Source organism: Enterobacter cloacae complex sp. HYC080_NIDB, assembly GCF_056673325.1.
In genome coordinates, this window is sequence record NZ_CP114212.1 from 158,633 (window position 1) to 174,048 (window position 15,416).

13 protein-coding genes are annotated in these 15,416 nt (G+C 54.4%); 9 read left to right on the plus strand and 4 right to left on the minus strand.

All coding sequences use genetic code 11. The features are described from left to right. Window positions 1–4 precede the first annotated feature (4 nt). Entirely contained in the window at window positions 5–895 is an 891-nt protein-coding gene (gene ilvY, locus O1723_RS00715; protein ID WP_014885674.1) for an HTH-type transcriptional activator IlvY, read from the minus strand. A gap of 152 nt (window positions 896–1,047) precedes the next feature. On the opposite strand from ilvY, the gene ilvC reads away from it, so the two are divergent. After that, a complete protein-coding gene (gene ilvC / locus O1723_RS00720) occupies window positions 1,048–2,523 on the plus strand; it encodes a ketol-acid reductoisomerase (RefSeq protein WP_014885673.1) in 1,476 nt (491 codons plus the stop codon). Window positions 2,524–2,608: 85 nt separating this feature from the next. Here the strand turns inward: ilvC and ppiC are convergent, their stop codons facing one another. Next, entirely contained in the window at window positions 2,609–2,890 is a 282-nt protein-coding gene (ppiC, locus tag O1723_RS00725) for a peptidylprolyl isomerase PpiC (RefSeq protein ID WP_008501570.1), read from the minus strand. A gap of 85 nt (window positions 2,891–2,975) precedes the next feature. Between ppiC and rep the strand changes: the two genes are divergently transcribed. Beyond that, window positions 2,976–5,000, plus strand: a complete 2,025-nt coding sequence (gene rep / locus O1723_RS00730; RefSeq protein ID WP_014885672.1) for a DNA helicase Rep — start codon at window positions 2,976–2,978, stop codon at window positions 4,998–5,000. A gap of 56 nt (window positions 5,001–5,056) precedes the next feature. Here the strand turns inward: rep and gppA are convergent, their stop codons facing one another. Then, a complete protein-coding gene (gene gppA, locus O1723_RS00735) occupies window positions 5,057–6,541 on the minus strand; it encodes a guanosine-5'-triphosphate,3'-diphosphate diphosphatase (RefSeq protein WP_014885671.1) in 1,485 nt (494 codons plus the stop codon). A gap of 6 nt (window positions 6,542–6,547) precedes the next feature. Continuing rightward, window positions 6,548–7,813, minus strand: coding sequence for an ATP-dependent RNA helicase RhlB (gene rhlB / locus O1723_RS00740; protein WP_014885670.1), 1,266 nt, complete (start codon window positions 7,811–7,813; stop codon window positions 6,548–6,550). Between the two features lie 144 nt (window positions 7,814–7,957). Between rhlB and trxA the strand changes: the two genes are divergently transcribed. From trxA to rffC, 7 genes are all read left to right on the plus strand, one after another. Continuing rightward, the gene (gene trxA / locus O1723_RS00745; protein WP_006179218.1) at window positions 7,958–8,287 is read left to right on the plus strand and encodes a thioredoxin TrxA; all 330 of its coding nucleotides are present in this window, start codon (window positions 7,958–7,960) and stop codon (window positions 8,285–8,287) included. 344 nt (window positions 8,288–8,631) lie between these two features. Next, a complete protein-coding gene (gene rho, locus O1723_RS00750; RefSeq protein WP_008501566.1) occupies window positions 8,632–9,891 on the plus strand; it encodes a transcription termination factor Rho in 1,260 nt (419 codons plus the stop codon). 241 nt (window positions 9,892–10,132) lie between these two features. Beyond that, window positions 10,133–11,236, plus strand: coding sequence for a UDP-N-acetylglucosamine--undecaprenyl-phosphate N-acetylglucosaminephosphotransferase (gene wecA / locus O1723_RS00755; protein ID WP_014885669.1), 1,104 nt, complete (start codon window positions 10,133–10,135; stop codon window positions 11,234–11,236). A gap of 13 nt (window positions 11,237–11,249) precedes the next feature. After that, entirely contained in the window at window positions 11,250–12,296 is a 1,047-nt protein-coding gene (wzzE, locus tag O1723_RS00760; protein WP_014885668.1) for an ECA polysaccharide chain length modulation protein, read from the plus strand. 56 nt (window positions 12,297–12,352) lie between these two features. Next, entirely contained in the window at window positions 12,353–13,483 is a 1,131-nt protein-coding gene (wecB, locus tag O1723_RS00765; protein ID WP_014885667.1) for a non-hydrolyzing UDP-N-acetylglucosamine 2-epimerase, read from the plus strand. After that, window positions 13,480–14,742 (plus strand): UDP-N-acetyl-D-mannosamine dehydrogenase, encoded by a 1,263-nt coding sequence (wecC, locus tag O1723_RS00770; protein ID WP_014885666.1) that lies wholly within the window; start codon window positions 13,480–13,482, stop codon window positions 14,740–14,742. Before wecB ends, wecC begins: the two co-directional genes overlap by 4 nt. Continuing rightward, entirely contained in the window at window positions 14,739–15,416 is a 678-nt protein-coding gene (gene rffC, locus O1723_RS00775) for a dTDP-4-amino-4,6-dideoxy-D-galactose acyltransferase (RefSeq protein WP_023337944.1), read from the plus strand. The genes wecC and rffC overlap by 4 nt, the downstream gene beginning before the upstream one ends.

Consider the following 15,416-nt stretch of genomic DNA (forward strand, 5'->3'; position numbering starts at 1 on the left):
GACTTCAATGGTTGGGCAATATCTTCCAGAACGCATCAATAAGCGGCTCATGCAGCCGCTTTTTTTGTGCGCACACGCCAAGCTCAAACGGCGTTTTCTCATCGCTGCGATCCAGAATCATCACGCGATTGCGCACCGGTTCCGGGCTATTTTCCAGCACCACTTCCGGCAATAGCGCCACGCCGCAGCCGAGCGCCACCATCGACACCATCGCCTCATGACCGCTGACCGTGGCGTAAATCAACGGGTTACTGATTTTTTGTCGGCGGAACCACAGCTCAATGCGTCGGCGCACTGGCCCCTGGTCGGCCATGATAAACGGCACCGTGGACCAGTCCGGTTTTTCTACCGATACCTGGTTTCGCACCGGGCAGGGCAGCGCCGGGGCAATCAGTACCACCGCCAGATTTTCGAGCATTGAAAACGCTACCGCACCCGGGAGCGTTTCGGGTTTCCCTGCAATGGCGAGATCCGCTTCGCCCGTCACCACTTTTTCCATCGCGTCGGCGGCGTCGCCCGTGGTCAGCTTAATTTCAACCGATGGATGTGCCGCGCGGAAGCGATCAAGAATGGGCGGCAGATGGCTGTAGGCGGCGGTGACGGAGCAGAAAATATGCAGCTCGCCGGACAGCGACGGCCCCTGCTGGTCAATGGCGTGCCGTAGCTGCTGATACTGCAGCAACGTCTGCTGGGCAAAAAGGCGCAGTTCTTCACCCGCTTCCGTGAGCGTGACGGTGCGGTTATCGCGCACAAACAGCGGCTGGCCGAGGTCTTCCTCAAGGCGCTGTATCTGGCGCGAGAGCGTGGAGGGGCTGACGTGCATCGCCCGTGCGCTGCGGCCAAAGTGACGGCTTTCCGCCAGATGCAGAAACATTTTCAGATCGCGTAAATCCATCGATTCCACTCCCTCTTTTTATATTGCAAAAATTGCAATATGACGTTGTGAATATATCAATTTCCGCAATAAATTTCCTGTTGTAATGTGGTTCTATTCTCGCTGAAACGCGAACCGAACAATAAGACACACAACATCACGAGGTATCACCCATGGCTAACTACTTTAATACACTGAACTTGCGCCAGCAGCTGGCGCAGCTGGGCAAATGCCGCTTCATGGCGCGCGATGAATTTGCCGATGGCGCGAGCTACCTTCAGGGTAAAAAAGTGGTCATCGTCGGCTGTGGCGCACAGGGTCTGAACCAGGGCCTGAACATGCGTGACTCCGGTCTGGATATCTCTTATGCCCTGCGTAAAGAAGCGATTGCTGAAAAGCGTGCTTCCTGGCGCAAAGCGACCGAAAACGGCTTCAAAGTGGGGAGCTACGAAGAGCTGATCCCGCAGGCGGATCTGGTGGTTAACCTGACCCCGGACAAACAGCACTCTGACGTGGTGCGTTCCGTGCAGCCGCTGATGAAAGACGGTGCCGCGCTGGGTTACTCCCACGGCTTCAACATCGTTGAAGTGGGCGAGCAGATCCGCAAAGACATCACCGTAGTGATGGTGGCACCGAAGTGCCCGGGTACGGAAGTACGCGAAGAGTACAAACGTGGCTTCGGCGTACCGACCCTGATCGCGGTTCACCCGGAAAACGATCCGAAAGGCGAAGGCATGGCGATTGCCAAAGCATGGGCAGCGGCGACCGGCGGCCACCGTGCGGGCGTTCTGGAATCGTCCTTCGTTGCCGAAGTGAAATCTGACCTGATGGGCGAGCAGACCATTCTGTGCGGTATGCTGCAGGCCGGTTCTCTGCTGTGCTTCGACAAGCTGGTGGAAGAAGGCACCGACCCGGCCTACGCGGAAAAACTGATCCAGTTCGGCTGGGAAACCATCACCGAAGCGCTGAAGCAGGGCGGTATTACGCTGATGATGGACCGTCTGTCCAACCCGGCAAAACTGCGTGCTTACGCGCTGTCTGAACAGCTGAAAACCATCATGGCACCGCTGTTCCAGAAACATATGGACGACATCATCTCCGGCGAATTCTCTTCCGGCATGATGGCGGACTGGGCGAACGACGATAAGAAACTGTTGACCTGGCGTGAAGAGACCGGTAAAACCGCGTTCGAAACGGCGCCACAGTTTGAAGGTAAAATTGGCGAGCAGGAGTACTTTGATAAAGGCGTACTGATGATCGCCATGGTGAAGGCGGGTGTTGAGCTGGCGTTCGAAACCATGGTGGAGTCAGGCATCATCGAAGAGTCTGCCTACTACGAATCTCTGCACGAACTGCCGCTGATCGCGAACACCATCGCCCGTAAGCGTCTGTACGAAATGAACGTGGTTATCTCTGATACCGCTGAATACGGTAACTACCTGTTCTCTTACGCCTGCGTACCGCTGCTGAAAGAGTTCATGACCACCCTGCAACCGGGCGATCTGGGCAAAGCGATTGCGGAAGGTGCGGTAGACAACGCGCAGCTGCGCGATGTGAATGAAGCGATTCGCAGCCACCAGATCGAGAAAGTGGGTCACAAACTGCGTGGCTACATGACCGATATGAAGCGTATCGCGGTAGCGGGTTAACAACCTCGTCGGGTGGCGCTTCGCTTACCCGACCTACAAACACGTAAAATGTAGGCCGGGTAAGGCGCAGCCGCCACCCGGCTTTTTATTTGCGATATAACACTTTAATGACGTGGTAGCCAAACTGCGTGTGCAGCGGACCCGTCGGCTCCAGCACCGGGCAGGAGAAGACCACTTTATCGAACGCCGGCACCATCTGACCCTGACGGAATTCACCTAAATCGCCGCCACGTTTGCCTGACGGACAAATTGAGTGCTTCTTAGCCAGCTTGCCGAAGTCGGCGCCGTTTTTGATCTGCTCCAGAAGATCCAGAGCCAGTTTCTCTTCTTTAACAAGAATATGCAGTGCTGCTGCTGTTTTTGCCATGATCGTGCCTTGAGTGGTATGGATTAGGCTCGCTATACTACCACGCTGTTATTCTCCCCTCCTGACTTTCATTGAGTGATCATTTATGCGTCTAAACCCCGGACAACAACAAGCCGTCGAATTTGTCACCGGACCCTGTCTGGTGCTGGCGGGAGCAGGATCCGGTAAAACGCGCGTCATCACCAATAAGATTGCGCACCTGATCCGTGGCTGTGGTTATCAGGCCCGTCACATTGCGGCGGTCACCTTTACCAACAAAGCGGCACGCGAAATGAAAGAACGTGTCGGCCAGACGCTGGGGCGCAAAGAGGCGCGCGGGCTGATGATCTCCACGTTCCACACGCTGGGGCTGGATATCATCAAACGTGAGTATGCCGCGCTGGGGATGAAATCCAACTTTTCGCTTTTCGATGACACCGACCAGGTGGCATTACTCAAAGAGCTCACTGAAGGGCTGATCGAAGATGACAAGGTGCTGTTGCAGCAGCTGATCTCGACGATCTCTAACTGGAAAAACGATCTAATGACCCCGGCCCAGGCTGCGGCGATCGCCAAAGGCGAACGGGATCGGATCTTCGCCCACTGTTATGGTCTGTACGATGCGCACATGAAAGCGTGTAATGTGCTGGACTTCGACGACCTGATCCTGCTGCCGACGCTGCTTTTACAGCGAAATGAAGAGGTGCGCGAGCGCTGGCAGAATAAAATCCGCTACCTGCTGGTGGATGAATATCAGGACACCAACACCAGCCAGTACGAGCTGGTAAAGCTGCTGGTGGGCCAGCGTGCCCGTTTCACCGTGGTAGGCGACGACGACCAGTCGATCTACTCCTGGCGCGGCGCGCGTCCGCAAAACCTGGTGCTGCTGAGTAAAGACTTCCCCGCGCTGCAGGTGATTAAGCTGGAGCAAAACTACCGCTCCTCCGGACGGATCCTGAAGGCGGCAAACATCCTGATTGCCAATAACCCGCACGTATTTGAAAAGCGCCTGTTCTCCGAGCTGGGCTACGGCACAGAGTTGAAAGTGCTCAGCGCCAACAATGAAGAACATGAAGCGGAGCGCGTGACGGGCGAACTGATTGCCCACCACTTCGTCAACAAAACCGAATATAAAGATTACGCGATCCTTTATCGCGGTAATCACCAGTCGCGCGTCTTTGAAAAGATGCTGATGCAGAACCGCATACCGTACAAAATCTCGGGCGGCACCTCGTTCTTCTCACGGCCTGAAATTAAAGATCTGCTGGCCTATCTGCGTGTGCTCACTAACCCGGATGACGACAGCGCGTTTCTGCGCATCGTGAATACGCCGAAGCGCGAAATCGGTCCGGCGACGCTGCAAAAGCTGGGTGAATGGGCGATGACCCGCAATAAAAGCCTGTTTACGGCCAGCTTCGATATGGGACTAAGCCAGACGCTGACCGGGCGCGGTTACGACTCGTTAACGCGATTCACCCACTGGCTTGGCGAAGTGCAGCGTCTTGCAGAGCGCGAGCCGGTGGTGGCGGTGCGCGATCTGATTCACGGTATTGATTACGAATCCTGGCTGTACGAAACCTCCGCCAGCCCGAAAGCGGCTGAGATGCGCATGAAAAACGTTAATCAGCTCTTCAGCTGGATGACCGAAATGCTGGAAGGCTCGGAAATCGATGAGCCGATGACCCTGACCCAGGTGGTCACCCGCTTTACCCTGCGCGACATGATGGAGCGCGGCGAGAGCGAAGAAGAGGCTGATCAGGTTCAGCTGATGACGCTGCATGCGTCAAAAGGGCTGGAGTTTCCGTATGTGTATCTGGTCGGCATGGAAGAGGGGTTGCTGCCCCATCAGAGCAGTATTGATGAAGACAACGTCGACGAGGAGCGGCGTCTGGCCTATGTGGGGATCACCCGTGCGCAGAAAGAGCTGACGTTCACGCTGTGTAAAGAGCGCCGCCAGTATGGTGAGCTTGTCCGCCCGGAGCCAAGCCGTTTTCTGCTGGAACTGCCGCAGGACGATCTGATTTGGGAACAAGAGCGCAAGGTGATTACCGCTGAAGAGCGGATGCACAAAGGCCAGGCGAACGTGGCAAACATTCGCGCCATGCTGGCAAAAGCCAAAGAGAAGGGATGAGTTTGAAGGGCTTGCAGGCCGGGTAAGCGCAGCGCCACCCGGCATATTCTACTCTCTTATTTTACTTCCAGTGCCCAGTGCACATAGCTTTGCCACTGGCACTCCTGCTCAATCATCTCTGCGCCGAGCGGGTGATGATCAATCCAGTTTTCCGGCAGCGTCAGCGTCAGCTTCTCATCATCGGCCACCAGATTAATCGCAGGCAGCAAATCATCACGACGACGGCTGGCAAACAGAATCGCCAGACGCAGCAGGCGGCACAGATGCTCGGCCACGCGCGGCGGTACAGCGTTTTGCTGATGAAGAGAGGAGAGATCAACGGCGTTGGTCTGGTTCAGCAGCAGCGTTGCCAGCAGCTTTTTCTGTGCGGGCGTGTAGCCCGGTAAGTCAAGGTTACGCACAAGGTAGGCTGCATGAGCCGGGGCCTGCTTAAAGTCGATGCTCAGCCCCACTTCATGCAGAGCACAAGCGCTCAGCAATAAATCGCGGCTCAGAGGGTCAAGATCCCAGGCATTAGCGACCTGATCGGCAAAGCGAGAGGCCAGCTGCGATACGCGGCCAGCCTGATCGATATCAACCAGAAAACGACGCTGCACGTTGCGCAAAGTACGGTTGCGGATGTCCTGATCCACTGAAAGATGCAGCATCCCGTAGACCAGACCTTCGCGCAGCGCGCCGCCGGCAAGGGTCATACACTGGATGTTCAGCTCGGTGAAAATGGCGATCAGAATGGCGAGCCCGCTCGGGAAGACCAGGGCACGTTCCAGCGTCAGGCCTTCAATTTCCAGCTCTTCCAGGCGTCCGCACTGAATAGCGCGCTGCTTAAGCTGCTGAAGCTTGGCAAGCGTAATGCGCTCGTCCATTCCCTGCGCCATCATGATTTCCTGCAGGGCCTGAACGGTACCTGACGCACCGACACACACTTTCCAGCCGTGGTAGCGCAGTTCGTCCATCACCGGACGTAACACTTCGCGCGCGGCATTTTCTGCCTCGTCGAAATTCTCTTTACCCAGATTGCGGTCAGCGAAGTAACGCTCAAGCCAGGTTACGCAGCCCATCGACAGGCTGAACAGCGAGGTCGCCTGCGCGCCGGTACCGGTCACAAGCTCGGTACTGGCACCGCCGATATCCACCACCAGACGGCGATCGTCCCCGCCTGTCGTATGCGCAACTCCCTGATAGATCAGGCGAGCTTCTTCTTCGCCGCTGATAACCTGAACCGGGCACCCCAGGATTTCCTGCGCTTTGGCAATAAAATCCACGGCGTTAACCGCCAGGCGGAGCGTCGCGGTGGCGACCACGGTGATTTGGGCATGCGGGATATCCTGCAGACGCTCTGCAAAGAGTCGCAAACACTGCCAGCCACGTTCCATGGCTTCGGGAGAGAGGACATTATCGCTGCTCAGGCCCGCCGCGAGGCGGACCTTGCGCTTAATGCGCGTCAGCGTTTGTATGCTCCCTGCCACCTCGCGCACAACCAGCATATGAAAACTATTCGAACCGAGATCGATTGCTGCATAAAGCGAGGTGGAGCTGAGCATATTTTCTTAACCTGAACGACGACGATTACGCGGCGCGCCTGAACGACGCGGGCCATTGCCGGAGCGTGGGCGTGTAAGACGCTTAGGCGGCGGCAGTTCGCTTAACAGCGCTTCCGGATTGTATTTGCTCTGCGGAATCGAGTGACCGATGTACGTCTCAATGGCTGGAAGATTCAGCGCATACTCTTCACACGCAAGGCTGATTGAGTGGCCGCTCGCACCCGCGCGACCGGTACGACCGATACGGTGTACATAGTCTTCGCAGTCATCCGGCAGATCATAGTTAAAGACGTGCGTAACGGCAGGAATGTGCAAGCCACGCGCTGCCACGTCGGTTGCGACCAGAATATCGAGATCGCCACGGGTAAATTCGTCGAGGATACGCAGGCGTTTTTTCTGTGCAACGTCGCCAGTGAGCAGGCCCACACGGTGACCGTCTGCAGCCAGATGGCCCCAGATGTCTTCACAGCGGTGTTTGGTGTTTGCGAAGATAATGGCGCGGTCCGGCCACTCTTCTTCGATCAGCGTTTGCAGCAGACGCATTTTCTCTTCATTAGAAGGATAGAAGAGCTCTTCTTTAATGCGATGACCTGTTTTCTGCTCAGGCTCGACTTCCACGTATTCGGCGTTGTTCATCTGTTCAAACGCCAGTTCACGCACACGGTAAGAGAGGGTGGCAGAGAACAGCATGTTCAGACGCTGATTGGCCGGCGGCATGCGGCGGAACAGCCAGCGGATATCTTTAATGAAGCCCAGATCGTACATACGGTCGGCTTCATCAAGCACCACAACCTGGATTGCGCCGAGGTTGATGTGGTTCTGTTTGGCGTAGTCGATAAGACGGCCAGTGGTACCAATCAGGATATCCACGCCGCTTTCCAGCACTTTCAGCTGCTTATCGTAGCCGTCACCGCCATAGGCCAGGCCAAGCTTCAGACCGGTAGCCTGTGCCAGGGGTTCAGCGTCTGCGTGGATCTGTACCGCCAGTTCTCGCGTCGGGGCCATAATGAGCGCGCGCGGCTGGTTAACTTTGCGGTCTGCAATCGCTGGGTGAGAAAGTAAATAATGAAACGTTGACGTTAAAAACGCCATCGTTTTGCCGGTACCGGTTTGCGCCTGCCCTGCAACATCGCGACCGGCCAGCGTCAGCGGCAGTGCGAGAGCCTGAATGGGCGTGCAGTTATGAAACCCTTTAGTTTCAAGGGCTTCAATCACTTTTGGGTGCAGGGCGAAGTCGGAAAACTTCTGTTCTGTTAAATGTGTTTTGCTCATAGTGTGGTAGAATATCAGCTTACTATTGCTTTACGAAAGCGTATCCGGTGAAATAAAGTCAACCTTTAGTTGGTTAATGCGACATCAACACGTCGTTGGTGTAGACAAAACCAACGTACCAGGCTTATTCCTGTGGAGTTATATATGAGCGATAAAATTATTCACCTGACTGACGATAGTTTTGACACGGACGTACTTAAGGCTGACGGGCTGATCCTCGTCGATTTCTGGGCTGAATGGTGTGGTCCTTGCAAAATGATCGCTCCGATTCTGGATGAAATCGCTGACGAATATCAGGGCAAACTGACCGTTGCCAAACTGAACATCGACCAGAACCCGGGCACCGCACCAAAATACGGTATCCGTGGCATCCCGACCCTGCTGCTGTTCAAAAACGGCGAAGTGGCGGCGACCAAAGTGGGCGCGCTGTCCAAAGGTCAACTGAAAGAGTTCCTGGACGCTAACCTGGCGTAAGGTTTCTCCGCTGCGCGTCCAGAGCACCCGGCTAAATGATGTGGAACTCTGGACGCCCGGCTTAAGTCGTGCTAAGTTAGCTATGACTTCGTTTTAAACATATCTGTTGTTTGAATCTTGTTTTACCCGATACTTCCCCTTGTTGACATCAACAGTGCGAGAAGTGGCTAAATTCCGGGCTTGTCACTCAATCCGTCTTGTCGTTTCAGTTCTGCGTTCTTTCCCTGTGACCAGACAGCGAACAGACATGAGATGATGGCCGCTAAACAGGCATGGATGACCCTGCCATACCATTCACAACATTAAGTTCGAGAATCACCCCGAGTTTAAGAACCCACACCATTATGAATCTTACCGAATTAAAGAATACGCCGGTTTCTGAGCTGATCACTCTCGGCGAAAATATGGGGCTGGAAAACCAGGCTCGTATGCGCAAGCAGGACATCATTTTCGCCATCCTGAAGCAGCATGCTAAGAGTGGCGAAGATATCTTTGGCGACGGTGTGTTGGAGATATTGCAAGACGGATTTGGTTTCCTCCGCTCTGCAGACAGCTCCTACCTCGCCGGCCCTGACGACATCTACGTATCCCCCAGCCAAATCCGCCGTTTCAACCTCCGCACTGGTGACACCATTTCAGGTAAGATTCGTCCTCCTAAAGAGGGTGAACGCTACTTTGCGCTGTTGAAAGTCAATGAAGTTAACTTTGACAAGCCAGAAAACTCACGTAACAAGATCCTCTTTGAGAACTTAACGCCTCTGCACGCGAACTCTCGCCTGCGCATGGAGCGTGGTAATGGTTCAACGGAAGACTTAACCGCGCGTGTTCTGGATTTGGCATCGCCAATTGGTCGCGGCCAACGTGGTCTGATCGTGGCACCGCCAAAAGCGGGTAAAACGATGCTGCTGCAGAATATCGCGCAGAGCATCGCCTATAACCACCCAGACTGCGTGCTAATGGTACTGCTGATTGACGAACGTCCGGAAGAAGTGACCGAGATGCAGCGTCTGGTTAAAGGTGAAGTGGTTGCTTCTACCTTTGACGAACCCGCCTCTCGTCACGTTCAGGTCGCGGAAATGGTTATCGAGAAGGCGAAACGCCTGGTTGAGCACAAGAAAGACGTGATCATCCTGCTCGACTCCATTACCCGTCTGGCACGTGCTTACAACACCGTGGTTCCGGCTTCCGGTAAAGTACTGACCGGTGGTGTGGACGCCAACGCCCTGCACCGTCCGAAACGCTTCTTCGGTGCGGCACGTAACGTCGAAGAGGGCGGCAGCCTGACCATCATCGCAACGGCGCTGATCGATACCGGCTCCAAAATGGACGAAGTGATTTACGAAGAATTTAAAGGTACAGGTAACATGGAACTGCACCTTTCTCGTAAGATCGCTGAAAAACGCGTCTTCCCGGCAATCGACTACAACCGTTCCGGTACCCGTAAAGAAGAGCTGCTCACTACCCAGGAAGAGCTGCAGAAAATGTGGATCCTGCGCAAAATCATCCATCCAATGGGTGAAATCGACGCAATGGAATTCCTCATTAACAAACTGGCGATGACCAAAACGAACGACGATTTCTTCGATATGATGAAGCGCTCGTAACGTAAATAAAGCCTGTAAACGCCACGTTTTTACGTGGCGTTTTTCTTTTATGGATTATACGCTAGTACCATCTACTCCCAATTTTGACCGGTCAGTGCGACAATAAGATAATTCGCACAGTAAAAACATTAATAGCTTGAATAATAAGCAAATGGAATTGTAAGAGGTTTGCTTTATAACTTCAGGCTCAGCGCCTTGATGGTTATACTTCCTTGACTAACATTTGTTGAGAACATCCATTGTGAACCTACTTGATACGTTTACTGAACTAACCAGTATTTTCTTATTTACCACCTGCTTTTTGTTTCTGGCTCGTAAGGTGGCAAAATACCTGGGATTAGTGGATAAACCTAACTTCCGTAAGCGGCATCAAGGCATGATCCCTCTGGTTGGGGGAATTTCTGTTTTTGCAGGTATCTGCTTCACTTTTGCAATAGCTGATTATTACATTCCCCACGCCCGGTTGTACCTGGCATGTGCAACCGTTCTCGTCGTGGTCGGCGCTCTTGACGATCGTTATGACATTAGCGTCAAGATCCGTGCCTTCGTTCAGGCTGCTGTAGCCATCACCATGATGACATTCGCAAAGTTGCACCTGAGTAGCCTGGGTTATATTTTTGGCCTCTGGGAGATGGAGCTCGGCCCATTCGGTTATTTCCTGACGCTTTTTGCTGTGTGGGTTGCGATTAACGCATTTAACATGGTTGACGGTATTGATGGATTGCTGGGAGGACTGTCCTGCGTCTCATTTGCCGCAATAGGTTTCATTTTATGGTTCGACGGGCAATACAGCCTGGCTATGTGGTGTTTTGCCATGATTGCGGCGATCCTGCCATATATCATGTTAAATCTTGGCGCACTGGGTCGACGCTACAAAGTATTCATGGGCGATGCGGGTAGCACGTTCATCGGCTTTACTATCATTTGGATCTTGCTGGAAACCACTCAGGGTGACGTGCATCCCATTAGTCCTGTAACGGCATTGTGGATTATTGCCATCCCGTTAATGGATATGGTCGCGATTATGTATCGCCGGCTTCGTAAAGGGATGAGCCCTTTCTCTGCTGACCGTCAGCACATTCATCATTTGATCATGCGAGCCGGATTCACTTCCCGGCAGGCATTTGTGCTAATTACACTGGCGGCTGCTATTCTAGCGGGGATTGGTGTGACGGCGGAATATACACATTTTGTGCCTGAGTGGGCTATGTTGGTATTGTTCTTGCTAGCTTTTTCTCTCTATGGCTACTGCATTAAGCGCGCATGGAAAGTCGCGCGATTCATTAAACGTCTTAAGCGCAGGATGCGTCGTAACAGTGGCAAAAACACAACATTAACTAAGTAAAACCGGGACTATGATGACTCAACCGTTGGCGGGAGCGAAATCAGTGGTAACTGAGAATGAACTGGATATTCGGGGTTTGTTTCGCGTGTTATGGGCAGGCAAACTTTGGATTGCGGGGATCGCGCTGGGGTTTGCACTGTTAGCGCTGGCCTACACATTCTTTGCAAAACAGGAGTGGAGCGCCACGGCAATCACAGACAGACCAACGGTTAACATGCTCGGGGGGTACTATTCCCAGCAGCAATTCCTGCGAAACCTGGATATTAAAGCCAATCTCGCGACGCCGGACCAGGCTTCCGTTATGGATGAAGCCTATAAAGAGTTTGTGATGCAACTGGCCTCGTGGGATACACGCCGCGATTTCTGGTCCCAGACGGATTACTACAAGCAGCGTCGGGTTGATAACACCAAAGCCGATGCCGCGCTGCTGGACGATCTGATTAACAATGTTCAATTTATGCCGGGTGATGCGCTGCGTAACGTCAACGACAGCGTCAAGCTGATTGCAGAAACCGCGCCGGACGCCAACAATCTGTTGCGTCAGTACGTCGCGTTTGCCAGCCAGCGTGCCGCAAGCCATCTTAATGAAGAGCTGAAAGGCGCATGGGCAGCCCGCACAATCCAGATGAAGGCGCAGGTCAAACGCCAGGAGGAAGTGGCAAATGCCATTTTCGCCCGACGCATACATAACATTGAACAGGCGTTGAAAATTGCGGAGCAGCACAATATTTCCCGCTCTGAGACGGATGTCCCGGCAGATGAATTGCCTGACTCTGAAATGTTCCTGCTTGGTCGCCCAATGTTGCAGGCGCGTCTGGAAAATCTGCAGGCCGTTGGCCCTGATTTTGACCTCGACTACGATCAAAATCGCGCGATGCTGAACACGCTTAATGTCGGTCCCACGATGGACCCGCGTTTTCAGACCTATCGTTATTTGAGAACACCTGAAGAACCTGTAAAACGCGATAGTCCGCGCCGTGCATTCCTGATGATCATGTGGGGGATTGTGGGTGCACTCGCTGGTGCTGGTGTTGCGTTAACGCGTCGTCGCGCAAACTAAGAACGCCGTTTACGATGAAGGCCAGGGCCTTCATCGTCTAATCGAAGAGAATCGATGTGAAAGTACTTACCGTATTTGGCACCAGGCCGGAGGCCATTAAGATGGCGCCTCTGGTACATGCGCTGGCCAGCGACCCTGATATTGAAGCGAAAGTCTGCGTTACGGCCCAGCACCGTGAGATGCTCGACCAGGTCTTAACGCTCTTTTCCATCGTCCCGGATTACGATCTCAATATTATGAAGCCGGGACAAGGATTGACGGAAATAACCTGCCGCATACTGCAAGGTCTCAAGCCGATCCTGGAGTCATTCCAGCCCGACGTTGTTCTGGTACATGGCGATACCACGACGACGATGGCAACAAGCCTGGCCGCTTTTTACCAGCGTATTCCCGTCGGCCATGTTGAGGCGGGCCTACGTACCGGCAACCTTTATTCGCCGTGGCCAGAAGAGGCCAACCGTACGCTTACCGGCCATCTGGCGATGTACCATTTTGCCCCTACCGAGAATTCGCGTCAGAACCTGCTGCGCGAAAATATCGCCGACAACAAAATTTTTGTGACCGGCAATACGGTCATTGATGCGTTGATTTGGGTACGCGATCGCGTCCTGGCAAACAGCGATCTGCAGAAAGCGCTCGCAGCCCGCTATCCATTCCTGAATAACGGCAAAAAAACCATTCTGGTCACAGGCCATCGTCGCGAAAGCTTTGGCCGGGGTTTTGAGCAAATCTGTCACGCGCTGGCTGAAATTGCGGCGCAGAACGTCGATGTACAGATTGTCTATCCGGTCCACCTCAATCCTAACGTCAGCGAGCCGGTCAACCGCATCCTTGGCCATGTTGAAAACGTCCTGCTGATTGAACCGCAGGACTACCTGCCGTTTGTCTGGCTGATGAACCATGCCTGGCTGATCCTCACCGATTCCGGCGGCATTCAGGAGGAAGCACCGTCCCTCGGCAAGCCGGTGCTTGTGATGCGTGAAACGACTGAACGCCCGGAAGCGGTTAAAGCGGGTACCGTGCGTCTGGTCGGTACTGACGCGCAGCTCATCGTCGAAGAGGTGACGCGACTTCTGCATGATGATGACGCATATCAGACAATGAGCCGGGCCCATAATCCGTACGGAGATGGCCAGGCTTGTGGTCGTATTTTGCATGCACTTAAACACAATCGGGTATCGCTATGAGTTTTACTACCATCTCTGTCATTGGTCTTGGCTACATTGGCCTGCCCACCGCGGCGGCGTTTGCCTCTCGTCAGAAACAGGTTGTCGGTGTGGATATCAATGCCCGGGCGGTGGAAACCATTAACCGCGGCGAAATTCATATTGTTGAGCCCGATCTGGACCGCGTGGTGAAAGAGGCCGTTGACGGCGGCTTCCTGCGTGCCAGCACGACGCCAGTGGAAGCGGATGCGTACCTGATCGCCGTCCCGACGCCTTTTAAAGGCGAGCACGAGCCCGATATGGTCTACGTCGAGGCGGCAGCGAAATCCATTGCCCCTGTGCTGACGAAAGGGGCGCTGGTGATCCTGGAATCGACCTCGCCAGTGGGCGCCACCGAGCAGATGGCGCAGTGGCTGGCCGACGCGCGTCCCGATTTAAGCTTCCCGCAACAGGCGGGAGAGCAGGCGGATATCAACATCGCCTACTGTCCGGAGCGAGTGCTGCCGGGCCAGGTCATGGTTGAGCTGATTAAAAACGATCGCGTTATTGGCGGTATGACCCCCGTCTGCTCGGAACGTGCCAGCGCCCTGTACAAAATTTTCCTCGAAGGCGAATGCGTAGTGACCAACTCCCGCACCGCTGAAATGTGCAAGCTGACGGAAAACAGCTTCCGTGACGTGAATATCGCCTTTGCGAATGAGCTGTCGCTGATCTGTGCCGATCAGGGGATTAACGTCTGGGAATTGATTCGCCTGGCGAATCGCCATCCGCGCGTGAACATTCTTCAGCCGGGCCCGGGGGTGGGTGGACACTGTATCGCCGTCGATCCGTGGTTTATCGTGGCGCAGAATCCGGCGCAGGCGCGTCTGATCCGTACCGCGCGCGAAGTGAACGACAGCAAACCTCACTGGGTGCTCAACCAGGTCAAAGCCACGGTCGCCGATTGTCTGGCAGAGAGCGGCAAGCGTGCCAGCGAGCTGAAAATTGCCTGCTTTGGCCTGGCGTTTAAACCCAATATTGACGATTTGCGCGAAAGCCCGGCAATGGAAATTGCCGAGATGATCGCCGGATGGCACAAGGGCGACACGGTGGTGGTTGAGCCGAATATCCATGAACTGCCGGCTAAACTGGCGGGGCACTGCACGTTGACGACCCTTGATGACGCGCTGGCAACGGCGGATGTGCTGGTGCTGCTGGTGGATCATAAAGAGTTTAAAGCGACGTCTGGTGATACCGTGCATCAACAGTATGTCGTTGATACCAAAGGCGTCTGGCGTTGAGTGAACTCCACGGCGTGCTTGAATCCCTTGAATGGGAAAGCACTTTTTTTGCACTCCCCTCGGCGATAGTGCGCTTGCGTGAGGATGCGCCTGCTCTGCAGGAAGCTGACTTCAGCGCCTGGCAGCGCGTGCAGGCTAAGATCCCGGCGGACCGCGCCGATTGGCTTGATGCGCTCCAGCAACACGGTTTTCAGCTGGTTGAAGGTGAGGCAGACCTGTCTATTGCCCTTACCCGACACGATGCGTGCGGGGCGGAACTTGCAACGGAACAGGATATCCCTGTATTACGCCAGATGGCGGCTAAGGCATTTGCTCAGAGCCGCTTTCGTGCGCCCTGGTATGCACCTGATGACAGCGGACGCTTCTATGCCCAGTGGATTGAGAATGCTGTCAAAGGCACCTTTGACCACGTCTGTCTGGTATGTCGTGCCGCGGACGGTCAGATCCAGGGATTCGTTTCGCTGCGTAAGCTCAACGAGCGCGAGGCGCGTATTGGCTTATTAGCCGGACGCGGTATGGGGGCAAAACTCATGCAGGCGGCGCTGCACTGGGCGCAGCAGCAGCAGAGTGTGACGCTGCGGGTGGCTACCCAAATGGGCAACACTGCCGCGCTTAAACGTTATATTGCGAGTGGTGCCAACATCGACGCCACCGCCTACTGGTTATACAGGTGA